Below are 19,155 nucleotides of genomic sequence, written 5' to 3'. Positions count from 1 at the left end.
GCCGAACCCCTGTAGGGCTGCTTACGATGCGTGGGTGAGCGCAGCGGGTTACCTCGCCCTGGCGATCGGCGTCCTGCTGATCGGCGGTGCGGCGTTCTTCCTCGGACGCGTCTCGGCGCGCGGGAAGAACAGCCGCCCCGCCGGGCTGACCGTGGCGGACCTCATGGCCATGGTCGTCCGGTCCTCGCACGACGGCATCGTCGTGCTCAACGGCTTCGGCGACGTGGTGCTGCACAACCAGCGCGCCGAGGACCTCGGCGTGGTGCGCAACAACCGCGTCGACGACCGGGCGCGGACCGCCGCCGAGCGCACCCGCGCCACCGGCGAGCCCGTCGCCGTCGACCTGTCGCCCCTGGAGGTCAGGGGGCGCCAGCCGGAGGCCGTGCACGCCAGGGTCATGGTCCTGACCGACGAGTTCGTCGTGGTGGACGCCTCCGACGAGTCCGAGTCGGTGCGCCTGGAGGCCACCCGCCGGGACTTCGTCGCGAACGTCAGCCACGAGCTCAAGACCCCGGTGGGCGCGCTCGCGCTGCTCGCCGAGGCCGTGCTCGACGCCGCGGACGACCGGGAGGAGGTCCGCCGGTTCAGCGCGAAGATCATGCAGGAGGCCACCCGGCTGGGCGCCCTGGTCACCGAGCTGATCGCCCTCTCCCGGCTGCAGGGCGCCGAGCGGCTGCCCGAGCTGAGCGACGTGGACGTGGACGTGGTCGTCTCCGAGGCGCTCAGCCGCACCCGGCTGTCCGCCGAGTCCGCGGGCATCAAGGTCGGCACCGACGACGCGAGCGGCCTGTCCGTCGAGGGCGACCGCACCCTCCTGGTGACCGCGCTGAGCAACCTGCTGGAGAACGCCATCGCGTACTCCCCGCCCGGCAGCCCCGTCTCGGTCAGCCGCAGGCTCGTCGACGGCTGCGTCGAGATCGCCGTCACCGACCGGGGCATCGGCATCGCCGAGGACCAGCAGACCCGCGTGTTCGAGCGCTTCTACCGGGTCGACCGGGCGCGCTCGCGCGCCACCGGCGGCACCGGCCTCGGGCTGGCCATCGTCAAGCACGTGGCCAACAACCACGGCGGCGAGGTGAGGCTGTGGAGCCGTCCGGGCACCGGCTCGACCTTCACGCTGCGCATCCCGGCCGACCGCACGGCCCAGAACGACGTTCCCGACCGGGAACCGGCCGCGCGCGCCACCACCGGCGCGGGCAACCACGGAGGAGAGCTGTGACCAGGGTGCTCATCGTGGAGGACGAGGAGTCCTTCGCCGATCCGCTCGCCTTCCTGCTCCGCAAGGAGGGCTTCACCGCCGCGCTGGCCGCCACCGGCCCCGAGGCGCTGGAGGAGTTCGACCGCAACGGCGCCGACATCGTCCTGCTCGACCTGATGCTCCCCGGCATGAGCGGCACCGACGTCTGCAAGCAGCTGCGCCAGCGCTCGGCCGTCCCGGTGATCATGGTCACGGCGCGGGACAGCGAGATCGACAAGGTGGTCGGGCTGGAGCTCGGCGCCGACGACTACGTCACCAAGCCCTACTCCGCGCGCGAGCTGATCGCCCGGATCCGCGCCGTGCTGCGCCGCGGCGGCGAGTCCGAGGAGCTGTTGCCGCAGGTCCTGGAGGCGGGGCCGGTCCGGATGGACGTCGAGCGGCACGTCGTGACTGTCAACGGTGAAGAAGTCGCGCTGCCCCTCAAGGAGTTCGACCTGCTGGAGTACCTCCTGCGCAACGTGGGCCGGGTGCTCACGCGCGGTCAGCTCATCGACCGGGTGTGGGGCGCGGACTACGTCGGTGATACGAAGACGCTGGACGTGCACGTCAAGCGGCTCAGGTCCAAGGTCGAGCCCGACCCCGCCACCCCCCGTCACCTGGTTACCGTGCGAGGTCTGGGCTACAAGTTCGAGTCCTGATCCACCCGACCGGGTACGGTGCTCCGCGTGCGCCTCGGGGTGCTTGACGTCGGTTCCAACACGGTCCACCTGTTGGTGGTGGACGCGCATCGTGGTGCCCACCCAACGCCCGCCCGCTCCGAGAAGTCGGTCCTCCGGCTGGCGGAGCAGCTCGACGGGCGGGGCGACCTCAGCCGTGCGGGCGCGGACCACCTGGTCCGCGCGGTCGCGGCGGCCAAGGTCTCCGCGGAGCGGCTCGGCTGCGCCGAGCTGATGGCGTTCGCCACCTCCGCCGTGCGCGAGGCGGGCAACTCCGCCGCCGTGCTGGAGCGGGTGCGCGAGGAGACCGGCGTCGAGCTGAAGGTCCTCTCGGGGGAGGACGAGGCGCGGTACACCTTCCTGGCGGTCCGCCGCTGGCACGGCTGGTCGGCGGGCAGGCTGCTGTGCCTGGACATCGGCGGCGGGTCGCTGGAGCTGGCGACGGGGATGGACGAGGAGCCGGAGACGGCCCTGTCCGTCCCGCTGGGCGCGGGCAGGGTGACCCGCACCCGGTTCCGCAAGGACCCGCCGGGCAGGACCGAGATCCGCGAGACCTCCGAGTGGCTGGACGGGCAGCTGGTCCCGGTCGCGCGGGAGCTGCTGGCGGGAGGGCGGCCCGACCGGGCCGTCGCCACGTCGAAGACGTTCCGCACGCTGGCGCGCCTCACCGGGGCCGCGCCGTCGTCCGCCGGTCCGCGCGCGCGCCGCGTGCTGACCGCCGCGGGACTGCGGCAGCTCATCGCGTTCATCTCGCGGATGTCGTCGCACGACCTCGCCGAGCTGGAGGGGGTGAGCCCGTCGCGCGCGCACCAGCTCGTGGCGGGCGCGCTGGTGGCCGAGGCCGCCATGCGGGCCCTGTCACTCGGTGAGCTGGAGATCTGCCCGTGGGCGCTGAGGGAGGGTGTCATCCTGCGCCGACTGGACCAGACTGGTGGTCCGGAGCAGGACACCGCCGAGGCGCCCACCAAGCGGTCGGGTGAGACTGGACGGACTGGCCGCCACGGGGCACGGTGGAGTTGATGAGTCGAGAGAGCGAGTCGGAGCAGACCACGCGCACGGTCGCGGAGCTGCTTGCCCAGTACGGCGGCAAGGCGGGGGAAGACGCCAAGCCCCGCAGGAGGCGCCGCCGCGCGGAGGAAGACGCCTCGGAGACCACGGGACCGCAGGCGATAATCGACCGCGTCTCGACGGACAGCGCCCGCATGGCGCCGGTCCGCGAGGAGGACGTGCCGGAGGCGCCGCCCCCCGCGCCGCCGCGCGCGGCGCCGGGGCTGCCGCAGCGCCCGCCCCGGCGTCAGCCGCAGCCGCCGGTCGAGGAGCACGCCCCCTACCAGGAGGAGCGCGGCTACCAGGACGAGCGCGCGGGCTACGACGAGCGGGCCGGGTACGACGAGCGCGGTCACCAGGACGAGCAGCGCGGCTACCAGGAGGAGCGCACCACCTACCAGCCTCCGGTCGCGCCCCTGCCGCCCCCGCCGGTCGCCCCTCCGCCGCCGGTGCGACGCGGTCCCGCCGTCGACCCGGCCGAGGAGACCCGCGTGGTCCCCCCGATCGTCGACGACGAGCCCCCGCCGCCGCCCCCCATGCCCGCGTCCCGGCGCGCCCGCAAGCAGGCGCAGGCCGAGGCGCAGCGCGTGGCCGAGCGCACCGCGCTGGAGCGCCCCGTGGCCGACCGGCTCGGTGGCGCCCCCCCGGCGTCGGCCGAGGCGACCCAGCTGGACATGCAGGGCGTCGAGGCGCCCGAGCGACCCGTCGACCGGCTGAACCCGGCCGCCAGGCCGCCCGCCCCCGGACGGCCGGGCGCGCCGCCGCGCGAGGCGGTCACCGAGATCCTGCCGAGGGTCCCCGACCAGCTGGTGCCGAACGTGCCGCTGGAGTCGATGCCGACCGAGTCGGTGCTGATCGTGCCGCCCGCGCCCTCGCGGATGCCCGAGCCGCTGCCCGACCAGACCTCCGAGGACTGGTTCGGCGACGCGCTCGACTCGGACACCCCGCCCGGCGCGCCCAAGCCCCCGCAGGGCGGCGACGCGCAGCTCCAGCAGGGCACCGAGTTCCACGAGCTCGTGGACGAGGACGACGAGGTCGACCCCGACGACGAGCCGAGGCCCAAGAAGGCCAAGAAGGCGCGCAAGGCCGCGTCCGACGGCCCGGCGGGCCTGTCCGACGTGGACGAGCTGGACGAGGACGAGGCCCCGCGCTCGCCCGCCAAGGAGTGGCTGGTCATGATCGGCCAGCTCGCCGTCGGCGTGGTCGGCGGCGCGGCGCTGTGGCTCGGGTTCAGCTTCCTGTGGCGCACCCTCGCGCCCGCCGCGCTCGTCGTCGCGCTGGCCGTCACGGTCGGCCTCGTGCTGCTGGTGCGCCGCATCCGCCGCGCCGACGACCTGGGCACCACGGTGCTCGCGGTCCTGGTCGGCCTGATCGTCACGGTGTCCCCCGCGGCGATGCTGCTGGTGAAGTCGTGAGCGGGAGGCCGCCGGCCAGGAAGATCCCGGTCGGGCTCTCCACCGCCTCGGTGTGGCCCCAGCCCGCCGCCTCCGCCTTCGAGTCGGCGGCCGAGCTGGGCTACGACGGCGTCGAGGTCATGGTCTGGGCCGACCCGGTCAGCCAGGACGTGGCCGCGCTCGGCAGGCTGGTCGAGCGCAGCGGCGTCCCGGTGCTGGCCGTGCACGCCCCGTGCCTGCTGATCAGCCAGCGGGTCTGGTCGTCCGACCCGGTGGAGCGGCTGCGGCGCAGCGTGCGCGCGGCCACCGAGCTGGGCGCGCCGACCGTGGTGCTGCACCCGCCGTTCATCTGGCAGCGCCGCTACGCCGAGGTGTTCCCGGCGCTGGTGGCCGAGCTGGAGGACCAGACCGGCATCGCGATCGCCGTCGAGAACATGTTCCCGGTGCGCAGCGGCCTCGGCCGGGGCCGGTCGGTGGCCATGACGGCGTTCAAGCCCTCGATCGACCCGACCGACGTCGGGCACCGGCACTACACGCTCGACCTGTCCCACACGGCCGCCGCGCAGATGGACGCGCTGGAGCTGGCCAAGCGGATGGGCGACGGGCTCACCCACGTGCACCTGGCGGACGGCAGCGGGGCGTCCAAGGACGAGCACATGGTGCCCGGCCGGGGCAACCAGCCGTGCGCGCAGCTGTGCGAGGGCCTGGCCAGCGGCGGGTTCGCCGGGCAGGTGGTGCTGGAGGTGAACACCCGCAAGGCCAGGAGCACCGCCGAGCGCACCGAGATGCTGAACGAGGCGCTCCTCTTCGCGCGCCTGCACCTGGAGTGGCGCTAACCTCTTGATCGTGAAACCGCCCCGCGCGCTGCTCCCGTCCGCCGCGCGCAGGTTCGCGGCCGGCCTGACCGGCTCCGACGCCGTCGCCACCGCCACCTCGCTGGTCGACCTGGGCTTCCGGGTGACCCTGGAGCACTGCGCGGGCCCCTCGGCCGACCGGGAGTCCGCCGAGTCCTCGGTCCAGGCCGACCTGGAGCTGCTCGACCTGCTGCACGCCACCGGCCTGGCCTGCGACACCGACGTGGCCGTGCCGCTCAGCGCCGTCGGCCTGCTCGTGGACGAGCGCCTGGCCCTGGACAACGCCTCCCGCCTCGCAGCCGCAGCCGCCCAGTGCGGCACCACGGTCACCCTGGAGGCCGACGACCACGTGGACGTCGACGCCCTCCTGCGCGTCCTCGGCGAGGTGCGCCGCGAGTGGCCGGGCACCGCCGTGGCAGTGCGGGCCGCGCTGCTGCGCGCCGAGGAGGACTGCGCGGCGCTCGCGGGCAGCCGCGTCCGACTTGACCGGGGCGGCCCGCGCGAGCCGGGCTCGGTGGCCCGCACCGACCCGCACGCCGCCGACCTGGCCTACGTGCGCTGCCTGAACCTCCTGCTGGAGGCGGACGGCGCCCCGGTGTTCGCCACGCACGACCCGAGGCTGCTGGAGATCGCGGGCGAGCGCGCCCGCTGGTTCGGCCGGGACCCCGGCGAGTACGAGCTGCAACTGCCGCTGGGCGTGCGCACGGCGGAGCGGGACCGGTTGGCGGCAGCGGGCGACGTGGTGCGCGTGCGCGCCCCGTACGGCCCGGCGTGGGCCGACCGCCTGGACCGGGTGGTCGAGCGCCCGGCCGACGTCGCGCTCCTGCTGCGCGGCCTGGTCGGCCGCGCGTGAGCCCCAGAGGCCCCGCGCCCACCCCGAGGAGCACCGTGCAGTTCTCCCAGGCCAGCGCCGTCCGCCCGCTGGGCGACGGCACCTACACCGCGGCGCTGCCCGCGGAGTGGACCACCGGCCAGTCCCCGCACGGCGGCTTCCTGCTGGCCGTGCTGGCCCGCGCCGCCGCCCACGCCGCGACCGCGCCGGGCGCCCAGCCCGCCCCGGCGCCGCTGGCGGTCTCGGCCCAGTTCCTGCGCGCCGCCGAGGTGGGCCCCGTCCTGATCCGCACCTCGGTCCGCAGGGCGGGCCGGGCGGCGGCGGTGGTGACGTGCGCGCTGGAGCAGCGCGGCCAGACCTGCGTGGAGGCCGCCGTGACGGTGGGCGCCCCGCCCACGTCGGTGGAGTACGCGGACCTGCCGGACCTGGCCGCGTCGCCCCCGCAGGACGCGGTGGACGTGTCCGCGCTGGCCCCGGAGGGCGGCCTGCGCCTGGCGGGCGCGTGCGAGCTGCGCCTGGACCCGGTCAGCGCAGGCTTCCTGCGCGGCCGGGCCGCGGGCCCGCTCCTGCTGCGCCTGTGGGCGCGCCCGCTGGCCGAGCAGCCGGACCCGTACTTCGCCCTGGTCACCGGCGATGTCCCGGTGCCCGTGACGGTCAACCTGGGCAGGCGGGGCTGGTCCCCCGCGGTGCAGCTGACCGCGCTGGTCCGCTCGGTGCCCGCCGCAGGCGGCTGGCTGCGCCTGCAGGTGACCTGCCGCGCCGTGCACGGCCAGTGGTACGACGAGGACGTGGTGGTCGTCGACGCCGCAGGCAAGCTGGTCCTCCAGTCCCGCAAACTGGCACTCACCCCACCCCCCGCCTGACCGCCCAGAACCGTCACGCACCCGCTCGCACGCTGACCGCTTCGCACGCTGACCGCTTCGCACGCTGACCGCTTCGCGAGCTGCCCGCCTCGCCCGCTGACGGCTTCGCCCGCTGACCGCCTCGCCCGCTGACCGCCTCGCGGGCTGCAGGGCGAGCGCAGCGAGCCCGCAGCCGCCCATTCCCGCGTCCCTCTTCTCCGTGTGGCCTGGCGAAGCCCAAGCGCGCTTGTCAAGATGCCGCCGCACCGCCCGGCAGACCGCCCGAGCCCAACGGCGTCTTGACAAGTGTGCTTGCCTGAAAGGAGGCCACACGGAGAAGAGGGACCCCGCCCACCGCAGGGGTAAACCGCACCACCGCCCCAACAGTCACCGGCCGGCAGAGCCCGTGTCCCCTCTTTTTTGGAGGCCTGCCCCGCCGGCGAGGCGTGCCCTTGAGCTCTTCCCCCCTCATGGCACCCTTGCCCCCATGACGACGATCGCTGTGCTGGGTGCGGGCAAGATCGGTGAGGCCCTGCTCTCCGGCCTGCTGGACGGTGGCCGGGACGCCGCCTCGCTCCTGTTCACCGAGAAGCACCCCGGCCGGGGCGCCGAGCTGTCCGCCCGGTACGGCGTGGAGGCCGTCAGCGTGCCCGACGCCGCAGCGCGGGCCGACGTCCTGGTCGTCGCCGTCAAGCCGCAGGACATCGAGCCGCTCCTGGCCGACCTCGCCCCCTCCCTCAAGCCCGACACCCTGGTCGTCTCCCTCTGCGCGGGTCTGCCGACCTCCCTCTACGAGTCGCGCCTGCCCGCGGGCACCCCGGTGGTCCGGGTCATGCCGAACACCCCCATGCTCGTCGGCAAGGCCATGAGCGCCATCTCCCCCGGCGCCCACGCCGCCGAGGAGCACCTCGCGCTCGTGGAGGACCTGCTCAGCACCGTGGGCGAGGTCGCCCGCGTCCCCGAGTCGCAGCAGGACGCCGTGACCGCCCTCTCCGGCTCGGGCCCGGCGTACTTCTTCTACCTGGTCGAGGCCATGATCGACGCGGGCATCCTGCTGGGCATCCCGCGCGACCTGGCGGGCAGGCTGATCATCCAGTCCGCAGTGGGCGCCGCCGCCATGCTGGACGAGGGCGGTCAGCACCCGGTGATCCTGCGCGAGGCCGTCACCTCGCCCGCCGGGACTACCATCATGGCCATCCGCGAACTGGAGAAGCACGGCGTCCGAGCCGCCCTCCTGGCCGCCATCGAGGCCGCCCGCGACCGCTCCGTCGAACTGGGCAAGGCCACCGAGGACCGCTGACCCCACCCCCACCTCCGCCCCTCCCTCCCCGTCCTCACCCCCACCACCCCCACCCCCCGATCCGGCCGTTGGCCGTCGCAGCGGTCGCACCACTCCCGTTACCCTCGGAGGAGCACGTGCGTGTCGAACCGCCGGTGGGGAAGCCGACGGCACGACGCGTGTCGAAGGACGCGGTGATGACATGGCTGCGGAGGACAACACGCGCACCGGAATCGGGCAGGTCACGTTCCTGACGGTCGCCGAGGTGGCCCTGGTGATGCGGGTTTCGAAGATGACGGTGTACCGGCTGGTGCACTCCGGCGAGCTGGCCGCGGTGCGGGTCGGCAAGTCGTTCCGGGTGCCCGAGAAGGCGGTGGACGAGTACTTGCGCAACGCGTACTTCGACGCCGGGTGAGGGCGTTCGCCGAGGCCGGATGTGGCCGTTCGGCGACTCCGGGTGCGGGCGTTCGCCATCGAGCGGGTAAACTCGTAGGCCGTTCGTGCCTGGTGTAGGCGCGCCCTCGTCGTGGGTGCTCCACCAGCGCGTGGAGTCCCTCGACGTCTAGTAGCTAAGGAACCCGCATGGGCTCGGTCATCAAGAAGCGCCGCAAGCGCATGTCGAAGAAGAAGCACCGCAAGCTGCTCCGCAAGACGCGCGTCCAGCGTCGCAAGCGCGGCAAGTAACCCCTGCGGGTCCTCAACTCCGCCGGTCCCCGCCCAGCTGCGGGGACCGGCGGAGTCGTATTGCTCCGGACGGGTGACCCGCGCGGGTCGCCCGGTCCAGCGCCACCGCCTGCGGGGTGCGTCCGCGAGGGCTCGAACGCCCGCGCCGCCCCTGCTCCGAACGCGCCAGGGCCCACGTCCCGCCGGTCCACCGGACCGCGCGAGCGACGCCTCCGGCCCGCCCCGCGCCCGTCGCGCGGCGGTCGTGGACGGCCGCACGCGCGTAGCATCCGAAGCGTCCTCCCGTCAGCGTCCTCCCCCCGTCGCAGGCACCCCGGCACAGGAGTCGAATGGCGCCCAAGGTCGTGCTCGTCACCGGTTGCAGCCGCTTCCTCGGCGGCCACCTCGCCGCGCGCTTCGCCGCCGACCCGAGCGTCGAGCGGGTGCTGGCCGTGGACACCGAGCCGCCGCCGCGCGACGTGCTGCGCCGCATGGGCCGCGCCGAGTTCGTCCGCGCCGACATCCGCAACCCGCTCATCGCCAAGGTCATCTCCTCCGCCGCCGTGGACACGGTCGTGCACGCCTCGGTCACGGCGAACCCGCCGGGGCCCGCCAGGCGCACGGTGCTCAAGGAGATGAACGTGATCGGCACGATGCAGCTGCTGGCCGCGTGCCAGAAGTCGCCGCACGTGCGCAAGCTCGTGGTCAAGTCGACCAGCGCGGTGTACGGGTCCAGCTCGCGCGACCCCGCCGTGTTCACCGAGGACATGGCGCCGAAGGACCTGCCGACCAGCGGGTACAGCAAGGACGCGGTCGAGGTCGAGGGCTACGTGCGCGGCTTCAGCAGGCGCAGGCCGGACGTGGTCGTCACGATGCTGCGCTTCACCAACTTCATCGGCCCGCGCATCGACACCGTCCTGACCAGGTACTTCGCCCTCCCGGTGGTGCCGACCGTGCTCGGGTACGACGCGCGGGTGCAGGTGCTGCACTCCGAGGACGCGCTGGCGATCATGGAGCGGGCGACCGCGCGGGACCTGCCCGGCGTGTACAACGCGGGCGGGGACGGGGTGCTGCTGCTCTCGCAGGCCATCCGGCGGGCCGGGCGGCTGAACCTGCCGGTGCCGAGCCCGGCCGTGCCGCTGGCGGGCCGGTTGTTCCGGGGCGCGCGGCTGGTGGACTTCTCGGCGGACCAGATGCGGTTCCTGAACTGGGGCCGGGTGGTGGACACGACCCTGTTGAAGGACGAGTTCGGGTTCACCCCCCGGTGGACGACGCAGCAGGCGTTCGACGACTACGTGAACGGTCGCGGGATGCGGCCGGTGATCGACCCGGAGCTGGTGGCCGGGGTGGAGCGCGGGGTGCTGGACGTGGCGGCGCGGTTCCGGTGAGCGCCGGGCCGGTGGTGGACCGGTCGTCGGACCGGGTGGTGGTGGCGGGGCCGCTGGGCGGTCCCGGACGGGTCGTGGACCGGCGGGGCGTCGCCGGGTGGACGAGGATCGAGCGGGTCGGGTGCGGGCGGAGCGGTTCGGTGCGGACGGTACGGGCGGCGCGGGCGGTGGCGAGCGGAGGAGGAACCGGGTGGCCGAGGCACGGGTGATCCCCCTGCGCGGCGGTGGTCGCGCCTCCCGCGAGCGGGGGGCGGAACGGCGACCGGAGGACCCGTTCGACGGCGCCGCGCGCGAGCTGGCCGCCGACGCCGAGCGGGTGACGGCGCGCGAGTCGGTCCCCGAGCCCGCCGACTGGGAGAAGCGGCTGGCCGAGCTGCTGGCGTTCGCGCGCAGGCGGGTGCAGGGCGAGTACGAGGTGGACGAGTTCGGCTTCGACCCCGACCTCACCGACAACCTGCTCCTGCCGGTGTTCCGGCCGCTGTACGAGAAGTGGTTCCGGGTCGAGACCAGCGGCGTGCACAACATCCCGAGCGAGGGCGGCGCGCTGATCGTCGCCAACCACTCGGGCACCATGCCGCTCGACGCGATGATGACCGCCTACGCGGTGCGCGCGGAGCACCCGGCGGGCCGCTACCTGCGGATGCTCGGCGCCGACCTGGTGTTCAAGACGCCGGTGCTGGGCGCGGTGGCGCGCAAGTCCGGCCAGACCCTGGCCTGCCACCCGGACGCGGAGCGGCTGCTGAGGTCCGACGAGGTCGTCGGCGTGTGGCCGGAGGGCTTCAAGGGCATCGGCAAGCCCTACCGCGACCGCTACAAGCTGCAGCGGTTCGGCCGGGGCGGGTTCGTGTCGGCGGCGCTGCGCACCGGGGTGCCGATCATCCCCTGCTCGATCGTGGGCGCCGAGGAGATCTACCCGAAGATCGGCGACCTGAAGCCGCTGGCCAGGCTGTTCGGCTTCCCCTACTTCCCGGTGACCCCGTTCTTCCCGTGGCTCGGCCCCCTGGGCGTCGTGCCGCTGCCGACGAAGTGGCACATCGAGTTCGGCGAGCCGATCAGCACCGCCGAGCACGGCCCGTCGGCGGCGGACGACCCGATGCTGGTGTTCAACCTGACCGACCAGGTGCGGGAGACCATCCAGCAGACGCTGTACCGGCTGCTGGCGCAGCGGCGGAACATCTTCCTGGGCTGACCGCCGACTGCCCGACTGCCCGGCCGCCCGACCGCCCGCCCGGAGCCCGCACAGCCGGGAGACGCACGCGCCGGGCCTCCCCGAGGGGAAGCCCGGCGCGTCACCGGTTCACCGCCACCGGCTCACCATCGCCGTCCCACCGCCGCCTCACCACCGCCCGCGCCGCCAGGCCACGCCCGCCGCGATCAACCCGGCCACCGCGCCCACGCCCAGCACCGACGGCACCCCGATCCGGGCCGCCTTGCGGGCCGTGCGGAAGTCCCGCGTCTCCCAGCCGCGCTTGCGCGCCGTCTCGCGCAGGCCCGAGTCCGGGTTCACCGCGACCGCCGTGCCGACCACCGACAGCATCGGCACGTCGTTCACCGAGTCCGAGTACGCCGTGCACCTGCGCAGGTCCAGGCCCTCCTGCGCGGCCAGCGCGCGCACCGCGTGCGCCTTCGCCTTGCCGTGCAGCAGGTCGCCCACGAGCCTGCCGGTGTAGATCCCGTCCACGTTCTCGCCGACCGTGCCCAGCGCCCCGGTCAGGCCGAGCCGCCTCGCGATGATCGTCGCCAGCTCGACCGGCGTCGCCGTCACGAGCCACACGCGCTGACCGGCGTCCAGGTGCATCTGCGCGAGCGCCTGCGTGCCCGCCCAGATCTTGTCCGCCATCAGCTCGTCGAAGATCTCCTCGCCGAGGCTGATGATCTCCGCGACGCTGCGCCCCGCCACGAACGACAGGGCCTGCTCGCGCGACTCCTTCACGCTCTGCGGGTTCTCCCGGCCGCCGACCCGGAACTTCAGCTGCTGCCAGGCGAAGCCCACCAGGTCCGAGTTCTTGAAGTACTTCCTGGCCGCGAGCCCGCGCGCGAAGTGGAAGATCGACGCGCCCATCATCATCGTGTTGTCCACGTCGAAGAAGGCGGCTGCCGTCAGGTCCGACGCCGCCTGACCCGGTGCGTCGGCGAGTGCAGCCGCCGCCGACGCCTCGCCCGCCAGTTCGGCGAGCCTCTCGCGCTCGGCCGAGCCCTGCACCACACGCTTCGACACCACTCCAGCGCCTCCCAGGGGTTCGATGCGACAAGAGTAGCGATCAGCCGGTGGGGAGGATGCCGGACAGCCCCGGCAGCTCCAGCGGCAGCGGCAGTTGCAGCGACGGCAGCGGGAGGGTGGGCAGCAGGTCCGTGAGCTGCGGCAGCGGGAGCTGCACGCCGGGCTGGTCGGTCTGCGGCTGGCCCGCCTTCGGGGTGGTGGTCACCGCGGGCGGCTGACCGGCCCCGGTGGTGGGGGCCCCGGTCGTGCGCGGTGCGCCGGTCGTGCCGGTGCCCACCTGGCCGGTGCCGGGGACGGGCGCGGAGGACGTGCTGGACGGGGCCGCCGACGTCGGGCCCGGTTCCTGGCCGACCGGCTCGCACCCCTGCTCGGCGGGCAGCGGGCCGAGGTCGTCGGACGTGCCCGAGGTCACCACCGCGCACTCGGCGCGCGCCAGCAGGCCGACCACGCGCATCCCGATCCGGCCGAGCAGCTCCATCGACCCGCCCGCGCGCGCGTTCGCGTCGGCGGGCAGCTCGTGGCGCACCGAGTCCAGCTTGTGCGACTGGGCGGCTGCCCACTCGTACAGCGAGCCGAGCGCGCCCCGGTCGACGGTCGTGCCGTGCGCGACCAGCGCCCGCGCGCCCGCCGAGGCGTCCGCGTCGAAGTCGGAGAACGCGGTCAGGTAGCTGGCGACCGGCCCGCCGCCGGTGTCGCGGCCCCGCCCGGCCAGCGTCTCGACCTCGGACAGCCGGGACGCGGCGAACTCCAGCCGCTTGAACCCCTTGCCGTCCTCGGCGAACGTGAGCCCGAGCTGGGCCTCCTCGGCGGTCCGCTTGACCCCGTACAGCGCGTCGCCGGGCAGCGCGTCCCGGCTCAGCAGGACCGACATCCCGGCCAGCGACAGCAGCAGGCACAGCGCCGCCGCCGACGCGACCAGGAACCGCCCGCGCGCGCCGCCGCGTCTTCGCCGCTCCCCGAGGTCGGTGACGCCACCGCGGTCCGAGCCGGCGCCCGCCGGGACGTCGCCGTCCGCGTCCCCGGTCACCGGCTCCGGGATCGCCGTGTCGGCGATCGAGGCGGCCATCCCGTCCAGCACCCGCGCGCGCATCCGCGCCCTGGTGTCCGCGTCCGGACCGCCCTGCTCGGCCGCCCGCCTGAGCACCTCGACGACGGCCAGCTCACGCGCGAAGTCCGGGTCCGCCTTGCCCTCCGGCAGCGCCTCGACAGCGCGGGCGAACTCCTCGTCGTCCCCGTGACGCCCCAGCGGCGTGATTCCTCTACCCACCATCCCGCACCGTCCGACCAGCGTGCCTGCACCGAAGTAACGAACCGGGACGTTCCGGGGTTACGCGCGACCGAGCGGTCCGGCGCCGCTCACCGCAACCACTGTGGCAGCAGTTGGGCCAACCGGCGCACCGCGCGGTGCTGCAGGGCCTTGACGGCACCCTCGTTGCGCCCCATCTTCGCCGCGGTCTCGGCCACGGACAAGCCCTGGATGAAGCGCAGGGTAATGCACTCGCGCTGGTCATCGCCCAGTTGGCGGACGCAGCGGAGCAGCTCCTCGCTCGTCGCCAGCGCCAGCACCTCCTGCTCGGGCCCGTCCGCCGCCTCGCGGTTGTCGGCGAGCTCGGCCGTGGTGATCTCCAACCGGTACCGGCTGGACTTCACGTGGTCGAACACGATGTTCCTGGCGATCGTGACGAACCAGGCGCCCACGTCGCGGCCCTGGTAGCTGATCGACCCGATGCTCCGCAGCGCGCGCAGGAACGTCTCGCTGGTCACGTCCTCGGCCAGCGTCCGGTCCCCGATCCGGAACAGGACGTAGCGGTACACCACGTCGACGTACCGGTCGTACAGGGCGCCGAACGCCTCCTTGTCGCCGCCCTGCGCCGCGCGCACCAGGGCCCACGGCTCGTCCGGCGCGTCGCCGTCCACGTCCTCGCCAGTGCTCGGCCGCCTGCCCCCGCCCCACAGGGAGCGGAGACCACGGCGGGGTCTCGCGCTGCTCTCGCGCGTCCTCGCGGTCATCGGCTCGCGGCACCTCCACGGAGTCGACGCTCCCGCAGCATACGTTTCCCCACTCTGTATCAGGGATTCGGTGACAGTAGGGACCGGTGCGCGCGTTCCGCGAGCGGGGTCACCCGAGGGCACTACGTGCGCGGGTCCGACCGTGCCAGACTGCGACCAGGTCCCGCAGGGTCCCCGACGAGGAGGCTGCCTTGGTCGCTCCCGCCCGCAACGTCGCAGACCTGGTGCGCGAGTCCGCGCGCAGGGGACCGGGACACCCGGCCGTGGTCGACGTCACCACCGCGCGGAGCCTGAGCTGGGGCGCGCTCGACGCGGCGGTGGACGCGGAGGCCCGAAGGCTCGTGGGCGCGGGGCTGCGGCCCGGCGACCGGGTCGCGGTGCGGCTGCCGACCGGTCCGGCGTTCTGCGCGGCGGTGTTCGGCGCGCTGCGCGCGGGCGGCGTCCTGGTGCTGCTGGGCGCGGGCCAGCCGCGTCGCGAGCTGGACCGGCTGCTGGCCGACAGCGGCGCGCGGCTGCTGGTCGGCGACCCGGACGAGCCGGGCGCCGAGCCGGGTGGGCCGCTGGACCCCCAGGTCGCCGTGCTGCCCGAGCCCTCGCTGGACGTCGAGGCGGGCTCGGGGGAGCCGGTCGACGCGGTCCGGGGCGGCGAGGACGTCGCCGTGATCGGCTACACCTCCGGCACCTCGGGCGTGCCGCGCGGCGCGATGCTGTCGCACCGGGCGCTGCTGGCCAACGTCGACCAGTGCGCCGAGCTGCGGCCCGCCCCGGTGACCGCCGGGGACCGGGTGCTGCTCGCGCTGCCGCTGTTCCACGTCTACGGGCTCGGCCCCGGCCTGCTCCAGGTCGCGGGCGCGGGGGCCACCGCCGTGCTGGTCGAGCGGTTCGACCCGGACGCGGCGCTCACCGCGATCCGCGAGCACCGGGTGACCGCGCTGGTCGGCGTGCCGCCGATGTACCGGGCGCTGCTGGCCCAGCCGGTGGCGCGGCTGCGCGCGGACCTGGCGACCGTGCGCCTGTTCACCTCCGGCGCGGCCCCGCTGCCGCCCGAGGTGCTGACCGGGATGCGCGCCGCGACGGGCCTGGTCGTGCACGAGGGCTACGGCCTGACCGAGACCGGTCCCGTGCTGACGTCCTCGCTGGTCACGGGCACGGCGAAGCCGGGGTCGGTGGGCAGCCCGCTGCCCGGCGTCGAGCTGCGCCTGGTCGACAGCGACGGCTCCCCGCTCGACCTGGAGGAGGACGAGCCGGGCACCGGCCTGGTGTCGGTGCGCGGCGCGAACCTGTTCAGCGGCTACTGGCCGGACGGCGCGCACGGCCCGGCCGAGGACGGCTGGTTCCGCACCGGCGACGTCGGCTACCTGGACGCGGACGGTGACCTGCACCTGGTCGACCGGGCGGGCGACCTGATCATCGTCAACGGGTTCAACGTCTACCCGCACGAGGTGGAGGCGGTGCTGCGCGAGCTGCCCGGCGTGGTGGAGGCGGCGGCGGTGGGCGTGCCGGACGAGCGGACCGGCGAGGCGGTCAAGGTGGTGCTGGCGCTGGCGGACGGGGTCGAGCTGGACGAGGCGCGGGTGCGCGGGCACTGCGCGGACCGGCTGGCGAAGTTCAAGGTCCCGACCTCGGTGGAGTTCACCTCGGCGCTGCCGCACTCGCCGACCGGCAAGGTCGCGAGGGCCCTGCTCCGACCGCCGCTGATCTGAGGGGGAGGATGGGGGCGTGAGCCACCACGTCACCCTCGTCACCCGCGTCGACTGCCACTCGTGCGAGCAGGCCAAGGCGGATTTGGAGCGGATCTGCGGCGAGCTGGGCGTGCCGTGGGACGCGGTCGACGTCGACTCGGACCGGGAGCTGCGCGCCGAGTACGGCGACCGGGTGCCGGTGATCCTGGTCGACGGCGAGGAGCACGGGTACTGGGAGGTCGAGGAGGACCGCCTGCGCGCCGCGCTGGCCTGACCGGGGGAGAGTCCGCGCGCTGCCGCGCGAACCGGGCCCGAGCCGGTGTCGAATGTCCGGCATGACTCGCTGGAAGGCCGCACTGCTCGGGCTGCTCTCGGTGGCCGCCGCGCTGGCCGCGGGACACCTGGCCGCCGGGTTCGTGGGGCTGTCCGCCTCGCCGTACCTCGCGGTCGGCAACACCGCGATCGACTTCACGCCGACCCCGGTGAAGGACTTCGCCGTCCGCACGTTCGGCACCGCCGACAAGCCCGTGCTGCTGCTCGGCATGGCGGTGGTGATCGCCCTGCTCGCGGTGCTGGCGGGCCTGCTGTCCCGGCGCTCCCCGCTGCCCGGCACGGTGCTGGCGGGCGCGCTGGGCCTGATCGGCATCGCGGCCGTGCTGTACCGGCCGGACCTCGGCAGGCTGGCCGTCCTCGCCCCGCTGGCGAGCCTGGTGGCGGGCGTGGGGGCGTTCCGCTGGCTGCACGGCCGGGCGAGCGCCCCGACGGCTCCTGGCGGCGCTCAGCCGCTCGACCGCGCCCCGGCCGGACCCGCCCCGGCAGGCGCCACCGCCGACGGCACCGCTGACGGCACCGCTGACGCCACCCTCGACGCCGCCGACGCCGACCCGGTCGGACGCGCCCGAACCGGTGACGTCCCGGCCGAGGACGACCTGATCGGTCCCGACCCGCGCGGGGGAGCCCCAACCGCCCCCGGCCCCGCCGCCCCCGGCCCCGCCGCCTCAGGACCCGTCGCCTCAGGACCCGTCGCCTCAGGACCCGGTGCCCCCGGACCCGCCGCCCCCGACCCCGCATCCCCCGAACCCGCCGAGAAGCCCGTCGCCCCCGACCGCCGAGCCTTCCTCACCGTCGCGGGCGCGGCCGTCGTCGCCGGGGCCTCCGGCCAGCTCATCGGCAGCCGCACCGACGTCGAGGGCTCCCGCACCGCCGTCGGCAGCGTCGAACCCGCCGTCCGCGCCCCCGCCATCCCGGACGGCGCCGACTTCGCCGCCGAGGGCACCCCGACCTTCCTCACCCCGAACGCCGACTTCTACCGCGTCGACACCGCCCTGACCGTGCCCAAGGTCCGCGCCGAGGACTGGTCGCTCAAGGTCCACGGCCTGGTCGACCGCGAGCTCACCCTCACCTACGAGGACCTGCGGGGGCGCGACCTCGTCGAGCAGACCACCACCCTCACCTGCGTCTCCAACGAGGTCGGCGGCCCCTACGCCTCCACCGCCACCTTCGTCGGCGTCCCGCTGCGCGACGTGCTGCTGGAGGCGGGCGTCCGCCCCGGAGCCGACCAGCTGTTCTCCACCAGCGCGGACGGCTGGACGGCGGGCACGCCGGTCGACGTGGTCATGGAGCCCGACCGGGGCGCCCTGATCGCGCTGGCCATGAACGGCGAGCCGCTGCCGGTCGAGCACGGCTTCCCCGCCCGCCTGGTCGTGCCCGGCCTCTACGGGTACATCTCGGCCACCAAGTGGGTCGTGGACCTGCTGCTCACCACGTTCGCCGAGCGCACCTGCTACTGGCGCGAGCGCGGCTGGGGCCAGTTCGGGCCGATCAAGGTCATGTCCCGGATCGACAGCCCGAAGGGCCTGTCCACGGTCACCGGGAAGGCCGTGGTGACCGGCGTCGCCTGGGCCCAGCCGGTGGGCGTGGGCAAGGTCGAGGTGCGCGCCGACGGCGGCCCGTGGCAGACCGCGCGGCTGGCCGCCGAGGTGAACGCCTCGACCTGGCGGATGTGGCGGGCCGAGCTGGACCTGCCGCCCGGCGGGCACACCGTCGAGGTGCGCGCCACCGACCTGGAGGGCCGGACCCAGCCGCAGGAGCGGGTGCCCCCGATCCCCGACGGCGCGACCGGGTGGCACTCGATTTTTTTCACGGTCGGGTGAAAGAACTGAACCTCAGAGCGATCTGGGTCGAACGAATCAGTGGAATCCACTGATGGTTGAACTCACTGAGGAGTGATCCGCCGTGCGGAACAGCAAGCTCGCCCTCGTCGGAACCGCGCTGGTCGCGTCCCTGGCCCTCACCGCCTGCGGAGGCAGCGGGGACACCGCGTCGACGAGCAGCGCGCCCGCCGCCTCGTCGTCCATGCCCATGACCCAGATGAGCAGTGCGGACGGCGCCACGAAGACCACGGACGTGTTCGGCCCCGGCTGCGCCAGCGTCCCGCAGGACCCGTCCAACAAGGGCTCCCTGGAGGGCATGGTCACCGACCCGGTGGCCACCGCCGCCAGCAACAACCCGCTGCTCACCAAGCTGGTCACCGCCGTGAAGGCGGCGAACCTGGTCGACACGCTCAACGCGCAGACCGCGATCACCGTGTTCGCGCCCGCCGACCCGGCGTTCGAGGCGCTCGGCGAGGCGAAGTTCCAGGAGCTGGCGTCCAAGCCGGAGGAGCTGGCCAAGGTCCTGCAGTACCACGTGGTCGGCAAGCGCTACGACGCCGAGGGCCTGGAGGCCGCGGGCACCGTCAAGGCGCTGACCGGCGAGGAGCTCAAGGTCACCGGCTCCGGCGAGTCGATGATGGTGAACGACGCGAAGGTCCTGTGCGGGAACATCCCGACCAAGAACGCCACCGTGTTCGTGATCGACACCGTGCTGACCCCGCCCGCCGCCTGATCGGGCGGCGAGTGGGAGGCGAGCCGCGGGGACCGGGGACGGGCCCGCGGCTCGCCGCCTTCCGGGGCGTCCGCCCGGAGCGCGGGTCGGAGGCGCGGGCGGGCTCGATCCCGGTGTCCTCACCGCGTTAGCCGACTTCACCC

General features: G+C 74.5%; 20 protein-coding genes. 17 read left to right on the top strand and 3 right to left on the bottom strand.

Going from position 1 to position 19,155, the window contains the following annotated elements; translation table 11 throughout:
• Nucleotides 1-34 precede the first annotated feature (34 nt).
• From AMIR_RS33440 to AMIR_RS33385, 13 genes are all read left to right on the top strand, one after another.
• On the top strand, nt 35-1,219 hold the full coding sequence (locus AMIR_RS33440; protein ID WP_015805424.1) for a sensor histidine kinase: 1,185 nt from the start codon (nt 35-37) through the stop codon (nt 1,217-1,219).
• The gene (locus tag AMIR_RS33435; RefSeq protein ID WP_015805423.1) at nt 1,216-1,896 is read left to right on the top strand and encodes a response regulator transcription factor; all 681 of its coding nucleotides are present in this window, start codon (nt 1,216-1,218) and stop codon (nt 1,894-1,896) included. The genes AMIR_RS33440 and AMIR_RS33435 overlap by 4 nt, the downstream gene beginning before the upstream one ends.
• 27 nt (nt 1,897-1,923) lie before the next feature.
• On the top strand, nt 1,924-2,934 hold the full coding sequence (locus AMIR_RS33430) for a Ppx/GppA family phosphatase (RefSeq protein WP_041837190.1): 1,011 nt from the start codon (nt 1,924-1,926) through the stop codon (nt 2,932-2,934).
• A complete protein-coding gene (locus AMIR_RS36495; protein ID WP_015805421.1) occupies nt 2,934-4,376 on the top strand; it encodes a hypothetical protein in 1,443 nt (480 codons plus the stop codon). The genes AMIR_RS33430 and AMIR_RS36495 overlap by 1 nt, the downstream gene beginning before the upstream one ends.
• Nucleotides 4,373-5,191 (top strand): sugar phosphate isomerase/epimerase family protein, encoded by an 819-nt coding sequence (locus tag AMIR_RS33420; RefSeq protein ID WP_015805420.1) that lies wholly within the window; start codon nt 4,373-4,375, stop codon nt 5,189-5,191. Before AMIR_RS36495 ends, AMIR_RS33420 begins: the two co-directional genes overlap by 4 nt.
• A gap of 10 nt (nt 5,192-5,201) precedes the next feature.
• The gene (locus AMIR_RS33415; RefSeq protein WP_015805419.1) at nt 5,202-6,062 is read left to right on the top strand and encodes a proline dehydrogenase family protein; all 861 of its coding nucleotides are present in this window, start codon (nt 5,202-5,204) and stop codon (nt 6,060-6,062) included.
• A gap of 35 nt (nt 6,063-6,097) precedes the next feature.
• Nucleotides 6,098-6,904, top strand: a complete 807-nt coding sequence (locus AMIR_RS33410; protein ID WP_015805418.1) for a thioesterase family protein — start codon at nt 6,098-6,100, stop codon at nt 6,902-6,904.
• 466 nt (nt 6,905-7,370) lie between these two features.
• A complete protein-coding gene (gene proC, locus AMIR_RS33405) occupies nt 7,371-8,183 on the top strand; it encodes a pyrroline-5-carboxylate reductase (protein WP_015805417.1) in 813 nt (270 codons plus the stop codon).
• A 181-nt stretch (nt 8,184-8,364) separates the two neighbouring features.
• A complete protein-coding gene (locus AMIR_RS33400; protein ID WP_015805416.1) occupies nt 8,365-8,577 on the top strand; it encodes a helix-turn-helix domain-containing protein in 213 nt (70 codons plus the stop codon).
• Between the two features lie 167 nt (nt 8,578-8,744).
• The gene (locus tag AMIR_RS37955; protein WP_015105422.1) at nt 8,745-8,846 is read left to right on the top strand and encodes a 30S ribosomal protein bS22; all 102 of its coding nucleotides are present in this window, start codon (nt 8,745-8,747) and stop codon (nt 8,844-8,846) included.
• Nucleotides 8,847-9,175: 329 nt separating this feature from the next.
• Nucleotides 9,176-10,213, top strand: a complete 1,038-nt coding sequence (locus AMIR_RS33395) for an NAD-dependent epimerase/dehydratase family protein (protein ID WP_015805415.1) — start codon at nt 9,176-9,178, stop codon at nt 10,211-10,213.
• Entirely contained in the window at nt 10,210-10,422 is a 213-nt protein-coding gene (locus AMIR_RS40820; protein WP_041837189.1) for a hypothetical protein, read from the top strand. The genes AMIR_RS33395 and AMIR_RS40820 overlap by 4 nt, the downstream gene beginning before the upstream one ends.
• Nucleotides 10,404-11,402 (top strand): lysophospholipid acyltransferase family protein, encoded by a 999-nt coding sequence (locus tag AMIR_RS33385; RefSeq protein WP_015805414.1) that lies wholly within the window; start codon nt 10,404-10,406, stop codon nt 11,400-11,402. The genes AMIR_RS40820 and AMIR_RS33385 overlap by 19 nt, the downstream gene beginning before the upstream one ends.
• 147 nt (nt 11,403-11,549) lie before the next feature.
• On the opposite strand, the gene AMIR_RS33380 is transcribed toward AMIR_RS33385, so the two are convergent.
• The 3 genes from AMIR_RS33380 to AMIR_RS33370 form a co-directional block, all read right to left on the bottom strand.
• On the bottom strand, nt 11,550-12,434 hold the full coding sequence (locus AMIR_RS33380; protein ID WP_015805413.1) for an HAD family hydrolase: 885 nt from the start codon (nt 12,432-12,434) through the stop codon (nt 11,550-11,552).
• A gap of 40 nt (nt 12,435-12,474) precedes the next feature.
• Nucleotides 12,475-13,704 carry a DUF5667 domain-containing protein gene (locus tag AMIR_RS33375; RefSeq protein ID WP_015805412.1) on the bottom strand — a complete coding sequence of 410 codons (1,230 nt, stop codon included), beginning with the start codon at nt 13,702-13,704 and terminating at the stop codon, nt 12,475-12,477.
• Nucleotides 13,705-13,790: 86 nt separating this feature from the next.
• Nucleotides 13,791-14,444 carry a sigma-70 family RNA polymerase sigma factor gene (locus AMIR_RS33370; RefSeq protein WP_015805411.1) on the bottom strand — a complete coding sequence of 218 codons (654 nt, stop codon included), beginning with the start codon at nt 14,442-14,444 and terminating at the stop codon, nt 13,791-13,793.
• A gap of 191 nt (nt 14,445-14,635) precedes the next feature.
• On the opposite strand from AMIR_RS33370, the gene AMIR_RS33365 reads away from it, so the two are divergent.
• The 4 genes from AMIR_RS33365 (at nt 14,636) to AMIR_RS33350 (ending at nt 19,012) form a co-directional block, all read left to right on the top strand.
• Nucleotides 14,636-16,147, top strand: a complete 1,512-nt coding sequence (locus AMIR_RS33365; RefSeq protein ID WP_015805410.1) for an AMP-binding protein — start codon at nt 14,636-14,638, stop codon at nt 16,145-16,147.
• Nucleotides 16,148-16,163: 16 nt separating this feature from the next.
• The gene (locus tag AMIR_RS33360) at nt 16,164-16,400 is read left to right on the top strand and encodes a glutaredoxin family protein (protein WP_015805409.1); all 237 of its coding nucleotides are present in this window, start codon (nt 16,164-16,166) and stop codon (nt 16,398-16,400) included.
• 61 nt (nt 16,401-16,461) lie between these two features.
• Nucleotides 16,462-18,279: a molybdopterin-dependent oxidoreductase gene (locus tag AMIR_RS33355; protein ID WP_143761000.1), complete on the top strand. Its 1,818-nt coding sequence runs from the start codon at nt 16,462-16,464 to the stop codon at nt 18,277-18,279.
• Between the two features lie 82 nt (nt 18,280-18,361).
• Nucleotides 18,362-19,012 (top strand): fasciclin domain-containing protein, encoded by a 651-nt coding sequence (locus AMIR_RS33350; RefSeq protein ID WP_015805407.1) that lies wholly within the window; start codon nt 18,362-18,364, stop codon nt 19,010-19,012.
• Nucleotides 19,013-19,155 lie beyond the last annotated feature (143 nt).

Origin of the sequence: Actinosynnema mirum DSM 43827 (assembly GCF_000023245.1) — a bacterium.
GTDB lineage: Bacteria > Actinomycetota > Actinomycetes > Mycobacteriales > Pseudonocardiaceae > Actinosynnema > Actinosynnema mirum.
This window is presented reverse-complemented; position numbering and strand designations above follow the sequence as displayed.

Bases quoted from the DNA above. Each gene is read 5' to 3' on its own strand.
- AMIR_RS33370 (WP_015805411.1), bottom strand. From the start codon at position 14,444: ATGACCGCGAGGACGCGCGAGAGCAGCGCGAGACCCCGCCGTGGTCTC.
- proC (WP_015805417.1), top strand. From the start codon at position 7,371: ATGACGACGATCGCTGTGCTGGGTGCGGGCAAGATCGGTGAGGCCCTG.
- AMIR_RS33375 (WP_015805412.1), bottom strand. From the start codon at position 13,704: ATGGTGGGTAGAGGAATCACGCCGCTGGGGCGTCACGGGGACGACGAG.
- AMIR_RS37955 (WP_015105422.1), top strand. From the start codon at position 8,745: ATGGGCTCGGTCATCAAGAAGCGCCGCAAGCGCATGTCGAAGAAGAAG.
- AMIR_RS33355 (WP_143761000.1), top strand. From the start codon at position 16,462: ATGACTCGCTGGAAGGCCGCACTGCTCGGGCTGCTCTCGGTGGCCGCC.
- AMIR_RS33400 (WP_015805416.1), top strand. From the start codon at position 8,365: ATGGCTGCGGAGGACAACACGCGCACCGGAATCGGGCAGGTCACGTTC.
- AMIR_RS36495 (WP_015805421.1), top strand. From the start codon at position 2,934: ATGAGTCGAGAGAGCGAGTCGGAGCAGACCACGCGCACGGTCGCGGAG.
- AMIR_RS33395 (WP_015805415.1), top strand. From the start codon at position 9,176: ATGGCGCCCAAGGTCGTGCTCGTCACCGGTTGCAGCCGCTTCCTCGGC.